Annotated in this window: 20 protein-coding genes; 1 reads left to right on the forward strand and 19 read right to left on the reverse strand. The window is 65.7% G+C overall.

The window, feature by feature from the left end:
- Positions 1-40: 40 nt before the first annotated feature.
- The 9 genes from HMPREF0307_RS02120 to glmS all read right to left on the reverse strand — a co-directional run bounded on the left by HMPREF0307_RS02120 (position 41) and on the right by glmS (position 9003).
- Complete coding sequence (locus HMPREF0307_RS02120) at positions 41-469, reverse strand: hypothetical protein (RefSeq protein WP_066486172.1); 429 nt, start codon at positions 467-469, stop codon at positions 41-43.
- A gap of 322 nt (positions 470-791) precedes the next feature.
- Entirely contained in the window at positions 792-1844 is a 1053-nt protein-coding gene (gene tsaD / locus HMPREF0307_RS02125) for a tRNA (adenosine(37)-N6)-threonylcarbamoyltransferase complex transferase subunit TsaD (RefSeq protein ID WP_066486174.1), read from the reverse strand.
- 2 nt (positions 1845-1846) lie between these two features.
- The gene (rimI, locus tag HMPREF0307_RS02130) at positions 1847-2350 is read right to left on the reverse strand and encodes a ribosomal protein S18-alanine N-acetyltransferase (protein ID WP_066486181.1); all 504 of its coding nucleotides are present in this window, start codon (positions 2348-2350) and stop codon (positions 1847-1849) included.
- Positions 2351-3103 carry a tRNA (adenosine(37)-N6)-threonylcarbamoyltransferase complex dimerization subunit type 1 TsaB gene (gene tsaB / locus HMPREF0307_RS02135; RefSeq protein ID WP_066486183.1) on the reverse strand — a complete coding sequence of 251 codons (753 nt, stop codon included), beginning with the start codon at positions 3101-3103 and terminating at the stop codon, positions 2351-2353.
- Positions 3103-3573, reverse strand: coding sequence for a hypothetical protein (locus HMPREF0307_RS02140; RefSeq protein ID WP_066486190.1), 471 nt, complete (start codon positions 3571-3573; stop codon positions 3103-3105). Before HMPREF0307_RS02140 ends, tsaB begins: the two co-directional genes overlap by 1 nt.
- A 131-nt stretch (positions 3574-3704) precedes the next feature.
- Positions 3705-5294 carry an aspartate:alanine exchanger family transporter gene (locus HMPREF0307_RS02145; protein ID WP_066486341.1) on the reverse strand — a complete coding sequence of 530 codons (1590 nt, stop codon included), beginning with the start codon at positions 5292-5294 and terminating at the stop codon, positions 3705-3707.
- Positions 5295-5393: 99 nt separating this feature from the next.
- Positions 5394-5897 carry a tRNA (adenosine(37)-N6)-threonylcarbamoyltransferase complex ATPase subunit type 1 TsaE gene (gene tsaE, locus HMPREF0307_RS02150; RefSeq protein ID WP_066486192.1) on the reverse strand — a complete coding sequence of 168 codons (504 nt, stop codon included), beginning with the start codon at positions 5895-5897 and terminating at the stop codon, positions 5394-5396.
- Positions 5890-7002 (reverse strand): alanine racemase, encoded by a 1113-nt coding sequence (alr, locus tag HMPREF0307_RS02155; RefSeq protein ID WP_066486194.1) that lies wholly within the window; start codon positions 7000-7002, stop codon positions 5890-5892. Before alr ends, tsaE begins: the two co-directional genes overlap by 8 nt.
- 129 nt (positions 7003-7131) lie before the next feature.
- Positions 7132-9003: a glutamine--fructose-6-phosphate transaminase (isomerizing) gene (gene glmS / locus HMPREF0307_RS02160; protein WP_066486196.1), complete on the reverse strand. Its 1872-nt coding sequence runs from the start codon at positions 9001-9003 to the stop codon at positions 7132-7134.
- Between the two features lie 161 nt (positions 9004-9164).
- Here glmS and HMPREF0307_RS02165 point away from each other — a divergent pair, with 161 nt between their 5' ends.
- Positions 9165-9992, forward strand: a complete 828-nt coding sequence (locus HMPREF0307_RS02165) for a poly(ethylene terephthalate) hydrolase family protein (protein ID WP_066486345.1) — start codon at positions 9165-9167, stop codon at positions 9990-9992.
- 105 nt (positions 9993-10097) lie between these two features.
- Here HMPREF0307_RS02165 and HMPREF0307_RS02170 read toward each other — a convergent pair whose 3' ends face one another.
- The 10 genes from HMPREF0307_RS02170 to eccCa all read right to left on the reverse strand — a co-directional run bounded on the left by HMPREF0307_RS02170 (position 10098) and on the right by eccCa (position 21647).
- Positions 10098-10373 (reverse strand): hypothetical protein, encoded by a 276-nt coding sequence (locus HMPREF0307_RS02170; RefSeq protein ID WP_066486200.1) that lies wholly within the window; start codon positions 10371-10373, stop codon positions 10098-10100.
- Entirely contained in the window at positions 10373-12139 is a 1767-nt protein-coding gene (locus tag HMPREF0307_RS02175) for a hypothetical protein (RefSeq protein WP_066486203.1), read from the reverse strand. Before HMPREF0307_RS02175 ends, HMPREF0307_RS02170 begins: the two co-directional genes overlap by 1 nt.
- Positions 12136-12444 (reverse strand): hypothetical protein, encoded by a 309-nt coding sequence (locus tag HMPREF0307_RS02180; RefSeq protein ID WP_066486210.1) that lies wholly within the window; start codon positions 12442-12444, stop codon positions 12136-12138. Before HMPREF0307_RS02180 ends, HMPREF0307_RS02175 begins: the two co-directional genes overlap by 4 nt.
- Before the next feature lie 200 nt (positions 12445-12644).
- Positions 12645-13988, reverse strand: coding sequence for a phosphoglucosamine mutase (gene glmM / locus HMPREF0307_RS02185; RefSeq protein ID WP_066486221.1), 1344 nt, complete (start codon positions 13986-13988; stop codon positions 12645-12647).
- Positions 13989-14621: 633 nt separating this feature from the next.
- A complete protein-coding gene (rpsI, locus tag HMPREF0307_RS02190) occupies positions 14622-15155 on the reverse strand; it encodes a 30S ribosomal protein S9 (protein ID WP_066486232.1) in 534 nt (177 codons plus the stop codon).
- The gene (gene rplM / locus HMPREF0307_RS02195; protein WP_066486240.1) at positions 15155-15598 is read right to left on the reverse strand and encodes a 50S ribosomal protein L13; all 444 of its coding nucleotides are present in this window, start codon (positions 15596-15598) and stop codon (positions 15155-15157) included. Before rplM ends, rpsI begins: the two co-directional genes overlap by 1 nt.
- A 440-nt stretch (positions 15599-16038) precedes the next feature.
- Positions 16039-16326: a WXG100 family type VII secretion target gene (locus HMPREF0307_RS02200; RefSeq protein WP_066486245.1), complete on the reverse strand. Its 288-nt coding sequence runs from the start codon at positions 16324-16326 to the stop codon at positions 16039-16041.
- A gap of 94 nt (positions 16327-16420) precedes the next feature.
- A complete protein-coding gene (locus HMPREF0307_RS02205; RefSeq protein WP_066486252.1) occupies positions 16421-16738 on the reverse strand; it encodes a WXG100 family type VII secretion target in 318 nt (105 codons plus the stop codon).
- A gap of 189 nt (positions 16739-16927) precedes the next feature.
- Positions 16928-17965: a type VII secretion-associated protein gene (locus tag HMPREF0307_RS02210; protein ID WP_066486255.1), complete on the reverse strand. Its 1038-nt coding sequence runs from the start codon at positions 17963-17965 to the stop codon at positions 16928-16930.
- Between the two features lies 1 nt (position 17966).
- Positions 17967-21647 carry a type VII secretion protein EccCa gene (eccCa, locus tag HMPREF0307_RS02215; RefSeq protein WP_066486359.1) on the reverse strand — a complete coding sequence of 1227 codons (3681 nt, stop codon included), beginning with the start codon at positions 21645-21647 and terminating at the stop codon, positions 17967-17969.
- Positions 21648-21656: the final 9 nt, after the last annotated feature.

The following is a 21656-nucleotide window of genomic DNA, read 5'->3' on the forward strand; positions in this document are numbered from 1 at the left end:
GACGGGCCGATTGTGGGGGCGAGCATTCTCGCCGGACGAGTTAGAGCTGCTTGTCGGAGTTCATGACCGCAGCGCGCCACAGCTGGTATTCCTCCGGCTGGTCTTCGCGGTAGTTCTTCACCGCGCGCACGCCGTTTTCCACGGCGGCAATGACGACATCGATAGGCTCGTCCTGCCCCTCGGCGTCGACGAAGATCACCGGGCCGCAGATGGCACGGATGGGATCCTGGAGGAAGGCCGAGTTGCCCGTCGCCGCGGCGTTGCGCGCGAGCGAGGCCACCGGGTTCGGCTCGGCGCCCTCCGCCTTTGCATTCGGGTTGAACAGTGCCGCGTACGTCGAGCCGTCATCCTGGAAAGCCACGGCCACGCGGTCTTCCGTAGCACCGCCCAGGAACTGCTGGGCGTGCTCAAGCTCGAAGTCGATCTGGCGGCGGGTGAGGTCCGGGTTAACGAGGTAGCCGGTGGTCATAGTATGTCTCCTTGCGAAAGGGGCGGGATCATGTAAACCGTACCGCCCAGAGAGCAATTTCGCGCGCCGAGAACATTCATTCTCACATACATGTACAACGCCGCGCTCCGCCGTTCCCCGAAAACGAAGAGCCGCCCATGGCCGAGCTTTATCCTTCCACCGGGGTGGTCACGGACACGTCCTCAGACTTGTGGAAGGAAGAAAACCCTCAACGAGGCGCGCGAAAGTGGCAGTCACGGATGTCGTTTACTACGACTGGCCTCGAAGTGTTACGTCGACACTATCGAGTACAAACGCTGTGTAAGGAACACAGCGTCGGCCGCTACCCCACCGGCAGGACGAGCGGCGTTTCGACCTCGAGCGCCGTGTCCGTACCGCAGGCCAGACCCGAAGGCTGCGCACCCTCGTGGATGAGCTGGGCGGCGACGGCGGCGATCATCACGCCATTGTCCGTGCACAGGCGGAACGGCGGGACGCGCAGCTCGACGCCGGCGGCCGCGCAGCGTTGCGCCGCGAGCGAACGCAGGCGAGAGTTCGCCGCGACGCCGCCACCGAGCAGCATGACCTTCGCGCCGGTGTCTTCAAGGGCGAGCATCGCTTTGTGCGTGAGTACGTCCGCGACGGCCTCCTGGAAGGACGCGCATATGTCCTCGACGGAGACGACGCGGCCCTCGCGCTCGGCCTTCTCCACGTAGCGGGCGACGGAGGTCTTCAGGCCGGAGAACGAGAAGTCGTATCGGTGTTCACCGCGCAGGTCCTCGGCACGGGAAAGACCGCGCGGGAAGTTGATATTCGCTTCGCCTTGGGCCGCTAGCTTGTCGATGACCGGGCCGCCCGGGTAGCCCAGGCCGAGCAGGCGCGAGACCTTGTCGTAGGCCTCGCCGGCGGCGTCATCGAGGGTCGTGCCGAGCTCGCGCATGGGCTTTCCCACGGCGTCGACCTCGAGAATCTGCGTGTGGCCGCCGGAGACGAGCAGCGCGATGGAGTGCGGCAGCTTCTGCCCCTGGAGGTTAGCGACGGCAACATGACCGCCGAGGTGGTTGACGCCGTAGAAGGGCACGCCCCAGGCTGCGGCGTACGCCTTGGCTGCCGATGCCCCCACCAACAACGCGCCAGCCAGTCCCGGTCCCACGGTCGCGGCGACGGCGTCGGGCTTGTCGATACCGGCCTCGTCGAGCGCGGCACGCATGACCTGCGGCATGGCCTCGAGGTGCGCACGCGAGGCGATCTCGGGCACGACGCCGCCGAAGCGGGCGTGCTGCTGCATGGACGAGGCGACCTGGTCGGCGCGGATATCCATGTACCCGTCGCCGTCGAGCTCGACGATGCCTACGCCGGTCTCGTCGCAGGAGGATTCAATTCCCAGGACCAACATGTTTATTCCTTTTCAGTGTTATCGTGCGACGCACCAGCGGCGCACGCTGCGCGCTTCATGGTGTGGGCGTCGGCGCCGGACGGCTGGTAGTAATTGCGGCGCAGACCCATCAGCTCGAAGCCGAAGGCCTCGTACATACGAATGGCGGGGTCATTGCCCACGCGGACTTCGAGGAATACAGGCGCGTCCTTGAGGTCCGCGATGTGGCAGATATTTTCCATCATGAGCCGGCCGACGCCGCGGCGCTGGGCCTCGGGCGCGGTGCCGATGGTCAGTATTTCGAATTCCGGGGTGGCGACGGGTCCCATCATGGCGAGCCCGGCGTAGCCGAGAAGCACGCCGTCCCCGTCGGGCTCGCCGTCTTGGACGCCGAAGTAAAACGTGTGCGGCTGAGCGAAGTCGGCGAGGAAGACCTCGGTGCTCCACGGGGTCTCCCCCGGAAAGAGCTGGACTTCGAGCTCGGCGCAGCGCGGGGCGTCAGCGTCGGTGAGTTCGCGCAGGAACATCTACTTCGCCTCAGAAGAATCCTGCGGCAGCGGCGGGAGGGCTGCCGAGCGCGGCTTGGGCTTCGGCGGCACGGCGTCGGGGCGGCGCAGGTAGAGCGGCACGAGCGGCGGGACGTCGGCGGCGGGTGTGGTGAGCGACTGGCCGCGGGAGGCGGCATCGGCAGCTGCGGCGGCGACGAGCCCTGCGGGGCGCGGGGTGTCCCATTCGCGCGGGAGCGCGGCGAGCGCCTCGGGCAAGCGCGGGGCGATGGCCTCGGGGATCACGATGTGGTCGACGGTGATGTCGCCGAGCTCCTCAGCGAGCGCTTCCGGCTTGGAGACGGAGGGCTCGGTGAGGCGGTGGACTCCGTCCCCCGCGAGCTCATAGGTCGCCCAATAGACCTCCTTGCGGCGGGCATCGGTGGCGATGAGCCACGTGCCGGACTCGCCGAGGGCGGCGAGCTGGTGCGCGATGGCGTCGTGGGAGCACACGCCCACCACAGGAATGCCGAGGGCCTGGCCAAAGGCCTGAGCGGTCGCCATGCCCACGCGCAGACCGGTAAAGGGGCCGGGACCACAGCCGACGGCGAGGGCGTCGAGGTCGGCGTAGGTCAAGGAGGCATCGGCAAGCAAGGCCTCGACGGTGGGCACGAGCTGCTCATTATGCGCGCGGGTGTCGGTGACGATCCGCTCGCGGGGGGCGGCGGGATCAGAAGGATCGACGAGGCCGGTGACCAGATCGGTCGTGGCGGTGTCGAGAGCGAGAACGCGCATTAGCCCGCGAACACCCACTGGCCCTCAGGCGTCTTGGCGAGCGGCAGCATGGACGCGGCGTTGGACATGGGCAGCTGGCCCACGGTGGTGCAGATGTCGACCTTGTCCATGGAGATCTTCTCCGCGTAGAACTGCTGGTCCGTGTTCATCGCCACGATGTAGTTGGTGCCTGCCGGGACGGTCTCGGTAATGCCGAGGTCCTCCGGGTTGACCTGAAGACCGTTGCGGATATCGTCCGGGGTGGTGCCCGGGCACAGGTTGAGGAACTGGACCCACTGTTCGCCATACACGTCGGCGACGGCGAGCGCAGTGGCATTGAGGTTCGCGTCGTCGATGGTCTCGACGGCCTCGGCGAAGGTACGGTCGACCGGCTGGGCCGGGCGCGTGGCGCTCATCGCAATCATGCCCACGAGGGCGATGGCGAAAAGACCAATGACAAGGGTGGTAATGGCTTGGCCGACCTTATTCATAAAGGGGTGCGCTCCTTAATAAATGCGAGTACATGGGGGTGCAAACTTCCCTAAATGGTACTCGCCAGGCCACAAGCATGTCGAAACCCCGCCGCGTAACGGGGACGCGACGGGGTCATAAGCGATTGGTTTTACATGAGAAGGACGAGGAGCACCTGCGAGGCGATAATCTTGCCGATAATCGTCGTGGGATAGACCGTGGCCCAGCCGCGGTTGGCGAGGTCCGTCTTCGTCTGGCCCTGCAGGTAACTGAACACCGCGGGGTTGGTGGTCATGCCGGCAGCACAACCCATGGCCTCGTCCCACTTGAGGCGGAAGACGAGCATGCCGATAAGCCCAATGCCGATGGCAGAGATGAGGGTGATGATGAGGCCGACGCCCATGACCTTGAGCGATGCCGGGTCCGTCAGCGCCGCGCGGAAGGAGGCGCCTGCGGAGGTACCGACGCCCGCGAGGAACAAGGTGAGGCCGAGGGTCGACAGGGCCTGGCGCGTGTGGAACGGCATCTGCCAGTTGATGGAACCGGTGCGGTTCAAGTAACCGAGGAAGAGACCCATGACGATGGGGCCGCCACCGAAGCCGAGCTGCAGCGTCGTACCGCCGGGGATCGGAATCGGGATAAGGCCAAGCAGCATACCGAGGGTCAGGCCGATGGACATGGACAGCAGGTCAGCGTTGCCCAGTGCGGACTCGGAGTTACCGAGATAGCTCTTGACGGCGGGAAGGCGCTCCGGAGCGGTGACGACGCGGACGCGGTCCGAGTAGTTAAGGACGGTATCCGCGTGCGGGACGATGTCGATATCGCCTTGGCGCACGCGCGCGATGATGAAGCCATGGTCCAGCGCCTTGATGTCGCGAATACGCTTACCGGCAATCTCCGGGTTGGAGACCGTGACGCGGGTGTAGAGCAGGCCAGCGTCCTCGGTGAGCTCGACGTCTTCTTCCACGCCCAGGACCTCGATGGCGGCGTTGACGGCCTCTTCGGTGCCGTTGATCATAAAGACCGCGCCCTTTTCGAGCGGCATTTCCGGGATGGCGAGACGGTGGTGGTCAGCGTCTGGGATGAAACGGGTGGCGACGACCGTCTGTCCGGTGACGCGGTCGATGTGGCCCGCGGTGTCCGGGAAGTCGCGCGTGAGCTTAACCGCCTTCCAGATGAGCGGCGAAGGAACCATGCCCTCATCGCGCGCATCTTTTTCGTGGTCGACCTTGAGGATAATGGCGCCCGCGGCAGCGACGATGATCGCGCCGATGACCGCGCCCGGGTACGCCAGCGAGTAGCCGACGACGGGCTCGGAGTTGCCGAGCATGTCGACAACAGCAGCCATACCAGGCGTGGACGACAGGGAGCCGGCGAACATACCCACGGCGACGGGGACCTTGAGGTGGAAGACAGTGATGAGGAGGTAGCCCACGGCAACGAGCGCGATGAGCATGCCGATCATAAAGACCGTCAGCTTCCAGCCGCGCTTCCTAAAGTCGCGGACGAAGGACGGGCCGAATCCCAAACCAATGGCGTAGACGAAGATGGCGAGACCAAATTGGTAGACAAAGGCCGGAATCTGGATGTCGGGGTTTGCCGTAGACAAACCCAACGCAACAAACATGGCGGCTGCGGCGCCGAGGGAGATTCCGAATACCTTTACTTTTCCGATCACCAGGCCGACCGCCATGATGAGAAACAGCGCGAAGAGCGGATTGGATGCGAGGAAATTTAACACCATCCCAGTTTGACTTAATCAATAATCCCGCGTCAACCTGGGACTATGGGATACTTATCACTTATATAGGTCGCCTACAGGACGCCTGTACTTGATAGCTTAATTTCCCGCGTTTACCCAGCGCCACGTGATTTCGCGTGTATCTGCGCCCGTTTCTGTCCGATTCTCAGGTTCACGATCCAGCCCCACAAAGAGGTACGCGTCTGACAGTTGGGCTAACAATCCGCCACCCCATTCTGCGACGACGACAGCGTCCTCAAGCTCCGTGTCCAGGTCGAGCGCGTCGAGGTCTCCCAGCGGGTCGCCGGAGCCCGCCCCGAAATCGTCGAGGAGACGGTACGCGTCGACGTGGACGAGCGCCGGTCCCTCCCCCAGCGACCGATGCTCGCGGGCGATGACGAAGGTCGGGGACGTCACGCGCCCCTTGACACCCATGCCGCGCGCGATGCCTTGTGTCAGCGTCGTCTTCCCCGCGCCCAGCGGCCCGTCGAGGATGACTAGGTCGCCCGCCTCCAATGCCGCTCCGAGCTCCTCGCCGAAGGCCTGGGTGTCAGCCGCCGTCGCGAACTGGCGGCGGCCCTCCTGCGGAAAACTGCTACGCATGTGTTCCTCCCACGTACTGGCGGACGGTGCGCCCCGTGGGGCGGCAAATGACTTCGTAGTTGATGGTGCCGGCGGCATCGGCAAGCTCCGTGGCGGACATGCCGCCCCCTCCGAAGATAATGGCCTCGTCGCCGGGGCGCACGCCGTGCGGGTTGTCGCCGAGGTCAACGGCAATCTGGTCCATGCACACGCGACCCACCTGCGGATAGAGGTGTCCGCCAATGCCCACCTGGAGCTTGCCCTGGAACGCGCGCGGCAGGCCGTCTGCGTAGCCCACCGGCACGTTGGCGAGGTAGCCATCGCGCTCCGCATGCCACGTCATGGTGTAGCAGGTGCCCTCCCCCGCCGCGATGGGCTTGACGGCCATCGTGGTCGCCGCCCACATCATGGCGGGAATCAAGCCATGGTCCTGGCCGGGGATGGGCTCCAAGCCGTAGATGCCCAGGCCGACGCGCACCTGCTCGTAGCGCAGGTCAGGCCGCGTGAACGTGCCCGGCGTATTACACAGGTGGTTAACGGGGCACTCCAGGCCCGCCGCGCGCGCCTGCTCGAGGGCCCGGGCAAAATTCGCGGCCTGGAAATCTGTGTAGTCATTCTCCGGCTCGTCTGCGCACGCCAGGTGCGACATGAGCCCGAGCACCTCGAGGTGCTCTGCGTCGCGGGCGAGCGCGAAGGCCTCCTCCCACTCAGCCGGATCCAGGCCCGCGCGGTGCAAGCCCGTCTCGATCTTGAGGTACACGCGTGCCGGCACCTGCGCCTCGATGAGCACCCCCAGGTGCCGCAGGCTCGGAATAGCCAGGTCAACGCGCGCGGCCAACGGGGTGGACACATCGTCCTCCGGATTCCAGATCCACGCGCAAATGGGCTTGCCGATGCCCCCTTCGCGCAACTCCAGCGCCTCCGCCACCGTCGCTACGCCAAAGGCGTCCGCGCGCTCGGCGGCGCGCGCAACCTCCAACGCGCCATGGCCGTAGGCATCCGCCTTGACGACGGCCATGAGGTTGACGTCCGGCCCCACCATGTCCTTGATGGTGGAAACGTTGTGCGCAATCGCGCCCAAGTCGACGCGGGTGCGAAGTGGGGGCTGAACAGTGGACTGTGACATGGCGTCTATTGTGCCACTGTTACCCGCGAGCACGGACTGCTGGACCGCGAAAACACAAAACTCGTATGAGTTGCGCGAAAATCGTGAATTTCCACGCGACTCATACGAGTTGCGAGCGCTCGTGCGCGATTACTCGACCGTCACGGACTTGGCCAGGTTACGCGGCTGGTCCACGTCGTAGCCCTTCGCGGTGGCGACGCCGCACGCGAAGATCTGCAGGGGCACGGTGGCGAGCAGCGGCTGCATGAGCGTGGGTGCCTCCGGGATGCGGATGATGTGGTTGGCGTAGGCCTCCACTGCCTCGTCGCCCTCTTCGGCGATGACGATGGTAATCGCGCCGCGGGCACGGATCTCCTGGATGTTGGAGACGACCTTAGAGTGCAGCGAGTCGCGGCCGCGCGGGGACGGCACGATAACGAAGACCGGCTGGCCTTCCTCGATAAGAGCGATCGGGCCGTGCTTGAGCTCGCCGGCGGCGAAGCCCTCAGCGTGCAGGTACGCGATCTCCTTGAGCTTGAGCGCGCCCTCGAGCGCGACCGGGAAGCCCACGTGGCGGCCAAGGAAGAGCACGGAGTCTGCATCCGACATGGACCTGGACAGCGCGTAGACCTGGTCTTCCTGGTCGATGACCTTCTGAACCTTGTCCGGCATGGCATGCAGTTCAGAGATGACGTTCTGGACCTCATCGGCGAACATGTTGCCGCGCAGCTGCGCCAGGTAGAGGCCGAGCAGGTAGGTCGCGGTGATCTGCGCCAGGAACGCCTTCGTGGACGCAACGGCAATCTCCGGGCCAGCGTGGGTGTAGAGCGCAGCGTCTGCCTCGCGCGGGATGGAGGAACCCTGCGTGTTACAGATGGCGATGACCTTCGCACCCTGCTGGCGTGCGTGGCGCACGGCCATGAGGGTATCCATGGTCTCACCCGACTGGGACAGCGCGACAACGAGGGTCTTCTCGTTGACGATCGGGTCGCGGTAACGGAACTCGTGAGCGAGCTCGACCTCGGTAGGAATACGGCACCAGTGCTCGATGGCGTAGCGGGCCACGTGGCCAGCGTAGGCGGCGGTACCGCAGGCGATGACGATGATCTTGTCGATGGACTTAAGGATCGACTCGTCGATGTGCACCTCGTCGAGCGTGAGCTTGCCCTGCTCGTCAAAGCGGCCGAGAAGCGTGTCGCGCACGGCGGCCGGCTGGTCATGGATTTCCTTCTCCATGAAGGAGCTGAAGCCATCTTTCTTGGCAGCGGCGGCATCCCACTTGATTTCGAACGGCTTGCCCTCGGCCGGGTTGCCGTTGTAGTCGGTGATGGTGACCTCGTCGGCCGTGATGGTCACGACCTGGTCGTTGGCCATCTCGACGGCGGACTTGGTGTAGTCGATGAAGCCGGAGACGTCCGAGCCCAGGAAGTTCTCGCCCTCGCCCAGGCCGATAACCAGCGGCGAGTCGCGGCGGGCAGCGACGATGCGGTCTGCCTGCTCGGTATGAACGGCCAAGAGGGTGAACGCACCCTCGAGGCGCTGGCCGGTGAGCTGCATAGCGCGGGTGAGGTCACCGTTGGCCTCGTTGTGGAAGATGTCTCCCAGCAGCGTCGCAGCGACCTCGGTGTCGGTCTCCGACACGAAGTTGTGGCCCTTCGCCGTGAGCTCGGACTTGAGCTCGGCGAAGTTCTCGATGATGCCGTTGTGGACGACGGCCAGCTTGCCGCCATCGACAACGTGCGGGTGCGCGTTGAGATCCGTTGGACCACCGTGGGTTGCCCAGCGGGTGTGGCCGATACCCAAGACGGAGTCCTTGAGCGGGCGTGCCGCGATCTCCTGCTCGAGAGCAGCGACCTTACCGGCCTTCTTGCGCCACCCGATTTCTCCATCCGCGAAGACTGCGATACCAGCAGAGTCATAGCCGCGGTATTCGAGTCGACGCAATCCCTCGAGAATAACGTCAAGGGCAAAGTATTCGCGGTCATCAGAGTAGTGACCGACGTATCCAACAATTCCACACATAGTTGCAGATGTTACCTGATAATCCCCTATATAGAGGAGTAGGCACTTGGGGAACGAAAATCACCCCTCTACGTGCCCGCCCTTGTGCTGACTCGATGCAAAAATCGCTTCTATCGCTCTTTGCGCCCAATGCCTACACTTCTTCCTCTATCCTGGGTAGCGTGTCTGCGAATTTGAAGAAGCATCTAGCGACCCTGTCCAAGCGTGGCCCGTACCGCGTTCTTACTGGCGATCTTTCCTACGCCGGCCTTGAAGGCAAGGTGTACACCCCTGCTGAGGGGAAAGCACTGCCTGCCGTGGCCTTTGGTCACGACTGGCGCACGAATATCAAGCATTACCACTCCACGCTGCGCCACCTGGCCAGTTGGGGCATTGTGGTCGTTGCACCGGACACCGAAAATGGCTTGGTGCCCAACGTCCGCGGCCTCGTCGCCGACATGGAATCCGCACTGCAGATTGCCGCGGGCGTGAAGCTGGGTCAGGGCAATATCACCGTCTCCCCGGGCCGCTTGGGCATGGTGGGCCACGGCATGGGCGGCGGTGCCGCAGTGCTCGCAGCAGCCAATAACGAAAAGGTGCGTGCCGTGGGCGCCCTCTACCCCGCCACGGTCTCGCCTTCCGCGACAACCGCTGCCCGCTCGGTGCAGGCACCGGGACTCGTCATCGGCTCCAAGTTGGATGACTTCCTCTCCGCGGGCAACCCGGCCAAGCTCGCACAGAGCTGGGGCGGCACGGCCGTCTACCGCGAGCTCGACAAGGGCACACAACCGGGCTTCGCAGAAAACACCATGCAAAAGCTGGCGTTCGGTACCGGCATCTTCCAGTCCGGTCCGCGTGAGACCGCCCGCGCGCTGCTCGTCGGCTTCCTCCTCGCCACGCTGGGCAATGAGAAGAAGTACTCCGACTTCGCCGAGGCAGACGCTACGGCCAAGGGTGTGCACTCCCTGCTGGGTGAGGAGCTCGCAGAGAAGGCCGATCAGTACCACTAGGCCCTTGTGCTTCGCGGCACTTCCGCGACAACGCCGAACCCCACGTTCCTGGCATCACAACGATGCGAGGGACGCGGGGTTCGACTTATCTCTACGGACATAACACTACTGCCGGCGCAACACCGATTTCACGCGACCTTGAGTGCCACGGGTCTGATGCGCCGCATACGGACGTGCACCGGCTGCATGCCGAGTCTCCGCGGGTGCTTCCACAGGACCGTTCGCGTGGCTGGGCGGGCGCTGGCGCACTTCATCGCGGGCGTCGTGCACGGCCTTCTCAATATCGTCTTGTGCCTTCGCCAGCGTCTTTTCAAATTCCAAAAGCCGGCGAGCAGTCCGCTCGCGGAAGGCGCGTGCGAATTCATCAAAGTTCGTAGTCATTACCACTGACCTGCCTTTCGAGCACGAGAGGACGAACCTCCAGGAGGAGGCACCGGCGCAGCGGGCGCTGGTGCGGAGGACGGAGCTGCGGGTGAAGCATCGGACTGCGCGGGCGCCGCAGGGGCGGGCGTGTCTGCGACCGGCACCCCTGCCTGCGCAGCACCGGTAGTGCCTGCCATATGCGCCAGCTTCTTGGGCGGCGGTGCAGGCTCTTGCACGTCGTCTAGCTCAGCCGGCGGCGTATAAACACCGTCCTCCTTCTTCACTGAGGCAGGAGCGGGCGGCTCTGGTGCGCGCTCAGGCTGCGGCGCGGGCTCAGGGGCCGGCTCGGGTGCGGGTTCCGGAGCGAGATCAGGCAATTCGAGGTGAGAGACAAAGTCCACGGCCGCGGCGATGAGCAAGCCAGTTCCGATGATGGCCACACCTACGCCGAAGCCACCAAGGAATCCAGAGCACAGGGCGCCGATGTCGACACCGGTCTCCTCGCAGTCGCTTTGCGTTTCGACCTCGCACTCGACGGCAGGCTCGGGCGCGACTGGTTCGTCCTTAAGGCACTCTTCGACAACCACGGGCTCCTGCGCCGGCACCGTGTCACAATCGGCAGGAGGCTTCGTCTCTCCTGGCCTTGGCGTTGCGGGGCGGTCGACGCAGTCATCATGGGCCTCCGCAGGCTCTGGGCACTCGCACTCATGAGGCGCTGGCGGAGTGCATTGGGGTTCCACGGCAGGACGTGGCGTGGGCGGCGTCGAGCTCGGCGTCGTACGTGGCTGATTCGGCGCAGGCGGTGCACACTCCGCGGGTGGCGGCGCTGCCGGAGAGGGCGGGGTCGGAACGGCAGGCGCAGGCTGGGAAGGCGCAGGCGGCGGGCATGCTGGTGCGGTGCTCGCGGGTGTGGTGACGGGTGGCGGCGCTGCCGGAGAGGGCGGGGTCACCGGCGCGGGCGGCGCAGGAGCCGGCGCAGATGCGGGTGCCGAAGCCGGAGCCGTGCCGGAAATGGAATCCTGCGTGGGGCAGGCCGGCGGCGCGGATACGGGCGCGAGGGTCGGGCATGCGGGCGGCGGAGTACAGGTTGCAGCGTCGGGAACACGGGTGGGCAGCTCGGTGGAGCAGGCCTGCTCACAGCAGTGTTCGAGGGCGTCGTAGCAGCGCTCGATGGTGTCATCGCGGTCGCGACAGGTCTGCGCGATCAGTCCGTTGGTGTGCTCGATAATCTCATCGCCCGCGGAAGCGATAATGGGCACGAGAGCGCGCGCCAGCGGATGAATCTTGGAGACGAGCGAGGTGAGCGTGCCGAGTAGAGGAATGGCGGCGCCGAGGATTTCCTCGATGGAGGTTTCTGACACGTGGACGACATCGTCAATGGCGGAGGCACACTCCCCTGCCTGGTCCACGAGCTCCTCGCGCTGTTGCGCGTCAGCGGAGCCGAGGCCTTCGATGTTGCCGAGGAATTCGAAGATGGAGCCCGCGGCGAGTTCGACGCCGAGTTTTTGAATGACGTCACGCAGCAAGCTCCACGCGCCGGAGCCGGAAGACGATCCCGAGGAGCCCGCACCGCTCTTGCCGCCTTTGCCGGCGCGTTGGACGCCGACGGCTGCCTCGACTGACGAGACCAGCGCGCCGGTATCAATGCCATCGGCAGAGCCCACGAGTTCCTGGAGCAGCCCCAACGGCATGGACGGGCCGCTGTAGGCGCCGCCGGTCGCGGCTTGGAACAAGGCGATGGAGCGTCCGTAGTCGCCCAGGCGCGAGGCGACGGCAGTGCTCATAACGCTCCTCCCACGCCACGGAGTTGCGCAGCGTTAGCGTCGTCCGCCGCACCGACGGCGGTGAACTGGGCTACGGCCGCCTGCGCGACGGACTCGGCGTGAGCGAAACGCAGGGCGCCGCGCTCGTGCACCGTCATGAAGGCAGCCTGAAGGCGCGCGGCATGCCCGGCGAAGGCCTTGCCGGCCGCGTGGGGTGGAAAGTGTGGGGTGAGCGCGGCGTGCTGCGTGTGGCTTGCGCGAACACCCTCAGCCACGGACTGGAGTGCGCGCGAGTCCTCACCCACATCAAGGAAGACATCAGTCATTGGGAACCTCCTGCGGTAGCGGTATGTCTTTCTGATCCACCCCTATTGGACTGTGACAGCGCCCGAAAGGTTCCCAGCCCGCCGTGATTGATGGTCAGCGCCGCACAGAGCATTCCAACGCACCCGAACGCGCGCCGCGATGGCCCGAAACGCCGAAAGCCGCCTCGCGCGGACGCGAGGCGGCATCGGAAAGCTGGGGCTTAAGCCGCGGCGACGACGGCGGCGAGACGGCCGGCGACCTTGCGGGCCTGCTCAGCATCGGCAGCCTCGACCATGACGCGGAAGAGCTCCTCGGTGCCCGAAGGGCGCAAGAGGACGCGGCCGGTGCCGTCGAGCTCAGACTCGGCCTCGACGATGGCGGACTGGACCTCAGAGTTGCTCATGATGGTCGTCTTATCGGCGACCGGTACGTTGATGAGGACCTGCGGCAGGACAGTCATGACAGAAGCGAGTTCCGCGAGGGACTTGCCGGTCTTCGCCATGCGGGCCATGATGTTGAGACCCGTGAGCGTGCCGTCGCCGGTGGTGGCATTGGCCGGGAGCACGACGTGGCCGGACTGCTCGCCGCCGAGCGAGAAGTCACCCTTACCGAGTTCCTCGAGGACGTAGCGATCGCCCACGTTGGCCTCGATCATCGTGATGCCCTGTTCCTTCATGGCCAGCTTGAGGCCCAGGTTAGACATGACCGTGGCGACGAGCGTGCTATCACGCAGGCGGCCTTCTTCCTTCATGCCTACGGCGAGCAGCGCCATAATCTGGTCGCCGTCCACGACATTGCCCTCAGCATCGACGGCGAGGCAGCGGTCAGCGTCACCGTCGTGGGCCAGGCCCAGGTCGGCACCATGCTCGCGGACAGCTTCCTGCGTCTTTTCGATGTGGGTGGAGCCGCAGTCCTCGTTGATATTGAAGGCATTCGGCTTGTTGTGGATGGCGATGACCTCGGCACCGGCGGCCTCGTAGGCACGCGGGGCAACCTTGGAGGCGGCACCATTGGCGGCGTCGACAACGACCTTGATGCCGGTGAGGTCCACCGTGACGGACTCCGCGAGGTGCTTCAAGTAGCGCTCACGGGCGTCAGGGGCTTCCGTGATGACGCGGCCGAGCTTCGTGCCCGTGGGCCCTTCCTCGGTGAGCGTGTCCATCTGGGCCTGAATCTGATCCTCAATAGAATCTGGGAGCTTGCGGCCGCCTGCGGAGAAGAACTTGATGCCGTTGTCCGGCATGGGGTTATGCGAGGCGGAAATCATGACGCCGAAGTCCGCGCCGTAATCATCGGTAAGAAAAGCGACGGCCGGGGTGGGCAGCACGCCCACGCGCAGCACGTCGACACCGCGGGAGGCGAGGCCCGAGGCGATGGCGGCGTCGAGCATCTCGCCGGAGACGCGCGGGTCGCGTCCGATGATGGCGAGCGGGCGGCGCTCGAAGGATTCGCGGTCGCCCGTGAACACCTCGGCGGCCGCCTGCCCCAGCTTCAAGGCCAGGATCGGTGTCAGCTTCTGGTTCGCGAGGCCGCGAACTCCGTCGGTACCAAAGAGTCGAGTCATGTGTTCAATTATGCACCGTAGGTGCAGCCTGCTCCACGTTAGGGCAGAGTCACCCCCTGCTCATGCCCCCTCGCACGCCGTGCGAGCCGGGTCCTGGATGAGCTGCTACAAGGTCGACCGGTCTACGCGGTCGTAGCTGGGCAGGAGGGATTCCATGAACCACGTACAGGCGTGGTGGCGCTCAAGCAGGATGCCTTCTTCCTACCCAGTAAGCTCACGCGCCGTATCCGGGATTGGCGCACCCTGGGAGCGCCGCAGCGAGAAGGCGCGCTCCCACGCCTCGCACATCTCCTGCGACGAGCACGGCGGCGGGAGGGGGAACGCCGTGGAAGGTAGGTTCCGTGAGCCGCGAGGGGTCGAGCACGTGCTCACCCCCGGCATTGCACAGCGTCCCGTCCGGAAAGAGGGCGATGTGTTGGCCTCCCGCGCCCACTCCGCAAGGCTGCCGATGCCCCCATCGCGCGCCAGGTCCGCGTCCTGTAAAGGGGACCTCCTCGCGCACGGTGGAATAGGCGTTGAGAATGAGCTCCCTGCCTGTCATGCTACCCAGCGGCCCGTGGGGCGAGCTGGAAAACGGCGAAAGCCGCCGCTTCCACGCGGGAAGCAGCGGCAGACACGCAGTAAGAGCGAAGATTAACGCTTGGAGTACTGCGGGGCACGACGTGCCTTGTGCAGACCAGCCTTCTTGCGCTCCACGGCACGAGCGTCACGAGTGAGCAGGCCGGCCTTCTTCAGGGCAGCGCGGTCACCCGGGTTGTAGACGTTGAGTGCGCGGGCGATGGCCAGACGCAGTGCGCCAGCCTGGCCGGTCGGGCCGCCACCGTTGACGGTGACCTTGATGTCGAACTGACCCTCACGCTCAAGCAGCGTCAGCGGAAGGAGGATGTCCTGCTGGTGCAGCTTGTTCGGGAAGTAGTTGTCGAAGGGACGACCGTTGACGACGATCTCGCCAGAGCCAGCGACCATGCGGACGCGGGCGACGGCGCGCTTACGACGACCGACGGTCTGGATCGGGCCCTCGTAGTACGCCGGGGCAGCAGCCTCGGTCTCCTCAGCGGCCGGTGCGAGCTGGTCACCGATGGTGTTGGTGAACTCCTCGGTTGCGGCGGTAGCTGCAGCGATGTCAGCAGCGTCGGCTACGTTGTTGTCGATGTTCTGCTCGGTCATTACTGTGCCACCTGCTTAAACTCGAAGGTCTCCGGCTTCTGACCGGCGTACGGGTGCTCCTCGCCTGCGAAGACGTGGAGCTTCTTGACGGCGGCGTCATTGAGCTTGTTGTGCGGCATCATGCCACGCACAGCTTCTTCGATGACGCGGACCGGGTTGGTGTCCAGGGACTGGCCCAGGGTCATGGTCTTCAGACCACCCGGGTAGCCAGAGTGGCGGTAACGCATCTCGCGCTCACGCTTGTTGGAGGACACGTGGACCTTGTCGGCGTTGATGATGACGATGTGGTCGCCGCAATCAACGTTGGGTGCGTACTGCGGCTTGTGCTTGCCACGCAGCATATCTGCCGCGGTGGAAGCAAGCTTGCCCAGCACCACATCGGTAGCGTCGATGACGTACCACTGGCGGGTGATGTCACCGCTCTTCGGGTGGAAAGTAGACAAGATGACTCCTTTAAAAGTCTCTTAAGTAGGCTGCCGGCCATCGCTGTGAACCTTGACTTCCCCACTGCAGCGGCCGGTGGAGACCTGTAGGAGGAAGCTCGCGCAGCACATCACAGCGCGCGCGAAGAACACACAGGATAAAAATTCTAACCCGACCAGCGGCTAAAACCCAAAACGCCGTATTCCCCGCTTCGCCATCCGGCACGGAGGGCCCCTCCCCAGGTAAGCCCGCCGCCCGCGCGCGGCCGCCCCAGCGGCCGCAGGAAAGCGAAAGAATACAGCGTAATTTTCAGGTTTGTTCAGGCAGTAGCCGATTGTTTCAGCCCGGTCCGTGCGAACGTGCGTCTCGTATCCAAGGCAGCGTCCCCATCACGCATGCCCTCGTTTGTCCATTCCCTCTAACGGTGCACCGAGAACGCTTCGCCTGCACGGGCCGCGACCTATCCCCAGCTCGCCGCTGCTCGACGGTTGACGTCGGACATACGGTCGTTGCTGTCGGCCACCGTGGTGGAGATGGTGGCGAGCACGGTGTTGAGTTCTGCGGCGGCGCGGTCCCACTTGTCCTGGGCGGCTGCATACGCCGCAGCGGAGTCGCCCTCCCACGTGGACGTCATGGGAGCGATGACAGACTTGAGGTCATCGAGCAGCGAGTTGATGTGCTGAGAGGTCGACTGGATATCGGCAGCGGCACCGGAGATGGCGCCGAATTCGTACTTAATGGCAGACATGAGTTTCCTTCTGTGAGATAAAGAGTGACTGTTCTATGTGGCGCCCGCGCGTAAATGACGCGGCGTGCGCTGCGCGGCAGCTGATGCGCCGTGGCTACAGCGCCAGGCCCGCGCCGCCCACGGCGCTAAACGCCTGTGCGTTCTCGTCTTCAGTGGTGTCGAAGTGGCGGGCATTCGTGCGGATATTGTCGCTGATGGCGGTGAGCGCCTCGCGCAGCTGCTGGGCTGCCGTGTTGTAGCGCTGCATGAGGTTGTCAAAGGAGACCTGCGCACGGCCGTCCCAGCTGGAACGCACGGAGTCCACAACGCCCTGGAGGCGGGTGAGCTCACCCTGGACCTCGGAGTTGGTGGAGTCCACGCGGCCGGCAGTGGCGACCATTACGTCGGCTTCAGTCCTAAAGAGCTGAGTCATGATTGTCCTTTCGAGACATGGAGTAGAAGTAGCGGGCTTGGCCCAGGGCAACACGCCGCCGGACCAGATGAGCGCTCCCCCGGCGTTTCTGTCCCCCGGGGTGCTTTCTCGTGAGTATTGGACTGGCTTTCCGCGCAAAAGGTTCCCTGCCGCGCACAACTTTTCCCGCGCGCCCACAGGGTCCTGTGCTCAGGGCAGTTTCTCTAAAGACTCCGTCGCAATCCGGCACGCCGCCTTGTGCGCGACCGTCGGTGTCTCCTTGCTGTGGCACCCAACGGAGAGCTGATGGTCGCCGTCGATCCACGTCGTCCACGCCACGATGGACCCGTCGCCGGGGTCTTCGACATACGCCACGCGGCCGTTCGTCTCCGTAAGCTGCGAAAGCTCCTTCTCAGCCTCGACCTGTGCGCGGACCTCATCGAGGATGGCCTGCCCCGGAACGGAATAGAGCGGATCCGCGGCAATGAGCACGCGCAGGTGCGGATCACGGCCGCTGAGCGTGACCAGCCCTGCATCCTCGGTCCACCCGAAGCCACGCGGCAAGGTAAGGCGCATGCCGGCTACTTCCACCGGCGCCCCGGCATCCGCTGAAACGGCGCTGCTCGTGGGCGTGAGCATGCGTGCGCTTTCCGGGACAGAAGGCTGCGGCGACACGACTGAGAGTGACGCTGGGGTTGACGCAGGGGTTGACGCAGGGACCGCTTTCGGCGCCGCATCCGAATCGACCCGCAACATTCCCCACAAAGCACCGCCGCCCAGCACGAGGGCAACGGCGCACACGCCGAGGTGGAGGGGTTCTATCCCGAGTGCACGCAGACCACTCCGCGCAGTTTTCTTTGTATCGCTCTTTCGCCGACGGCCACGTACAGAACGCGGAGGTTCCTGCGCCGCGCCCGCATCAGGCGCCGGCGGGGTGGTCCGTGGTCGAGAGGGCGTCGCGACCGACGGCTTCGGAGTGTCCTCAATAATGCGCACCCCCTCCAGGCGAATATGCCGAGTGATGATCTCCACGGCCTCGCGCCCCACGGCTGAGGCCGAGGGGTCGGCGCACACCATGACCTCGACGGAAGGCCAGGCGGGGCCCACGAGCTTGGCGGCCTGTTCGACCACACCGGCCAAAGCCCAGCCTTCCACGACGCCAGTGCCGGGGAGGTCATAGCGGAAAATGGATTCATGCGCTTCGTAGATGGTGGCGGTATCGAGCACCGTGAGAGTGAGATCAGCCATGTCAGGCTCCTTCCTCAGGGGCGGTAGCAAGCGCTACCTGGATAAGGCCGTGGTCTTCATTGCGCACCACCCACTGGCCGCGGCCGGCAGGCTGGGGCCGCGGTTTGATGCCAAAGATGGGGCCTTCATCCTTGTCCGCGTCGAGTACCAGCGCGCAGGGCAGCTGGTCGCGCAGTGCTGCCAGGAATCCGCCATAGAGCGCACGGCCGATGCCGCCGGACTTGCGTGCGGCCACGACGTGCAGGCCGATGTCTTGGGCGTGCGGCAACAACTCCACGAGAGGCCGCAGTGCGACGTCGGAAACCAAGTCAAGATCGTCGATGACCACGTAAATATCTGGCCCTTCCCACCAGTCGCGGCGCGCGAGCTGGGAGGCGGTGACCTCCGACCCCGGCAGACGTTCGCGTAGCGTTGTCGCCGTCGCGCGCAGCGCTTCCTCGGTGGCGAGTGACTGCGCGGAATAGGCCGCGAGCAACGACTCCTCGACGGCGCCGAGGTGTGCGCGCCGATGGTCGATGAGCACAATACGCGCAGCGTCGCGGCCCCGCGCGGCGATTCCCGCAATGACAGTGCGCAGCAGCTGGGACTTGCCCGAACCCGGCGCGCCCACGCACACCAGGTGGCCTGTCGCCGCATCGTCCCAGGCCATCGGTTCCAGGCGGGGCCCGCCGATGCCCACCGGAATCCCCACTGCATTTCCTGCCGCGTCGCAGGTGAGGTCGGCAAGCAGAATCTCCTCCGGCAGAAGTCGCACACGCGGCGCCGGCTCCACTGCGGCCCACACGTCTGCGATATGCGCCAGGTCTTGGTTGCTGCTGCGGGCGATGAGCATGGGCTCGCCGTCCTGGGTGAGCCCGCGTCCGGGCGCGACGGGCAATGCCGCCTGCGCCTTGCGGTCGATGAGCGAATCCATGGGCTCGCCCAAACGCAGCTCGAGGCGGTGCGCGATGAGGTCGCGCACGGCCGGGCGCATGGTCGTCCAGCGCGGAGTGGAAACGACGAGGTGCACCCCCGCAGAGGGCCCGTCCGCGGCGAGTTGAGTGAGCCGCTCGCCGACGTCTTCAAAGTCCGCACCTGCAGTTCCCACGTGGTGCCAGCCGTCGACGAGGAGAAAGACGTCGCCCGAGCGAGTCGCGGTCGCGTCAGCCGCGGCGTCCGCCACCAGCTGTGTCACCTCGTCGACGATCCGGCGGAGCTTCTCCGGCTCGTGCTTCGTCGCCACGCCGGAGACGTGCGGCAGGCGCTCGAGCGTCGCGAGCTGCCCGCCGCCGCAGTCGATGACGTAGAAGCGCACCGCAGACGGTGACCGGCCCGCGGCCAACGCGGCGACCACGGTGCGCAGCATCGTCGACTTCCCCGACTGCGGGCCACCGCACACGGCGAGGTGCCCGCCCGCCGCAGCCAAGTCCACCACGAGCGGATCTTGACGCTGGTGGTACGGCCGGTCCACGATGCCCAGCGCCACGGCCAGGCCCGCCCCAGAACCGGGTTCGGCTCCCGCGACAACCTCCGGCAGCTCGATGACAGGCGGCAACGGCGGCAACCAGATGCGGTGCGCCGCCTGGCCCCGCGCGGTGGCCTCGGCACGCGCCACGTCGACGACGGCATCGAGCAAAGTCGTCGAGTGGTCGAGCTGCGTCTCTTCCTCCGCCGCATGCGGAGAGGCCTCACCTGTCGCGTCCCAGCTATGGAAGAGCGTCACCCTGCCGCGCACTGGCCCGTCCGCCGCGGCGAGGACTCGGCGCGCAAGCGGACCCGAGACATACGCGGCCTGCATGCGCGCGGGTTCCTCCGCGCCCGTCTTGAGGTAGCCCGCGCCCGGCTTAGTGGGCAGCGCATAGGCGTCCGTAATGCCCAGCACCTGGCGCGACTCAGCTGCGGAGAAAGTCTTGAGACCCACGCGGTACGACAGGTGCGAATCGAGCCCGCGCAACCGGCCTTCCTCCAGCCGTTGCGAGGCGAGCAGCAGGTGGACGTGGAGCGAACGGCCCAGACGGCCCACCGCCACGAAAAGGTCCGCGAAGTCCGGATGTTGCCCAAGCAGCTCCGAGAACTCGTCGACGATGATGACGAGCGCAGGCAGCGGCCCGTACCGGGCGACGGCATCCTCAGAGGCGTTGAAGTCGCCCACGTTCGCAAAGTTGCCCGCCGCGCGCAACAGTTCCTGGCGGCGGTTGAGCTCGCCTGAAATCGCGTCAAACATGCGGTCAACGAGGATGGATTCCTCCTCCAGGTTGGTAATCACCGCCGCCGTGTGCGGCAAGGTATCACAGCCCAAGAACGTCGCGCCGCCCTTGAAATCGACGAGCACGAGGTTGAGCTCGTCCGGGCTATGCGTCGCCGCGAGAGCCGTGACGAACGTGCGCAGGAGCTCGGACTTTCCACTACCCGTCGCGCCGATGCACAGACCGTGCGGGCCCGCGCCCCCATGCGCGGCCTCCTTGATGTCGAGGTATACCGGCACCCCGTCCGTGTCCACGCCCAAGGGCACATTGAGTCTTTCTCGTCCCGCACGCCCCGGCCACAAACGCGCGGCAAGCTCGCCGATGTCCCGGTGCCCCAGCAACCGCAGCAAGTCCCCGTCCGTGACGCGTGCGGTGGACACCGCACCCTCGGGGCGCCGGCACGGCGCCAGCTGACGGGCGAGGTGCAAGGCAGCGGCCTCCGGGGCGGCATCGGCAAGCCCGAGCTCCTCATCGCCGGCCTCAGTAACAACGCGCAAGGCCCCGGTCACATCCGTGACGAGGAAGAGTCCCTCCTGCTCCGCGCGCAAGCCCAACGCCGTGGACGGGCGGGCGCCCACGTCGATGATGGTCGTGAGCGTCTCGTCGTGGAAGAAGTCCTCCAGGCCCGTTGTCGTCACCGAGTCGACGAGCAGCACGTGATATCGCGCCGCCCGGGGCTCGCGCGTGTGGGGCAGCCACTTGAGCCACTCCCAGCCCTCCCCCAGCGCCGAGATGCCCACCGTCTCCGGGCCGTGCGCTGCGGCGAGTTCCATGACCATCGCTCGAGCAAGCTCCCGTGCCTTTGGACCGCCGATACCCAGGAAGCGAAACGCACGCAGCTGAATGACGATGGGCATTCCCGGCAGCTGCCCCGCGGAATGGACGAGCTGGCGCAGGCTTACCGTGCACACTGGATCGACGTCCTCGGGCGCGTCGATATCAGGGAAGGTAATCGGCGTGCACAGTGCCACCGCACCCTCGCCCACGCGCACCGCGAGCGCATCGTCATCCTGCGCGTCGCGCTCCCACAGGCGGTTGGAGCCCACCCACGCGACCAGCTGGTCATGCCGCGGATGGTGGTGGACCGCATGCGCGCGTTGGGCAGCGGCATGCTCCTCCGCCTTGCCGCGCAACGCCTTGAGGTGCCGCAGGTAGGTCCGGCGCCGCTCGTTCGGATCATCGGCGGAGCCCTGCGGCGCAAACATCGTCGCGACGGAGGCAAGCATCATGAGCGGGAACATGAGCATCATCGGGTTGAGCTCGCGCCCGCCACCGCCGAGCACCATGAGCGCGACCATGCCGAGCATGGCCACGATCATGACGACGGGCAACAACAGACGCACGAGCGGCACGGGCTTGGGCTTCGCGGCGTCCGGCACAGCCTCGGCCTGTAAAGAGCCGCTGGGCAGCGGCGGTGCCGGGTCGCGCGGCGCGCGCGGAATGGTGGTCACGGGCATGGAATAATC

Source organism: Corynebacterium sp. DNF00584 (genome assembly GCF_001552965.1).
In the GTDB taxonomy this organism is placed as follows: domain Bacteria; phylum Actinomycetota; class Actinomycetes; order Mycobacteriales; family Mycobacteriaceae; genus Corynebacterium; species Corynebacterium phoceense.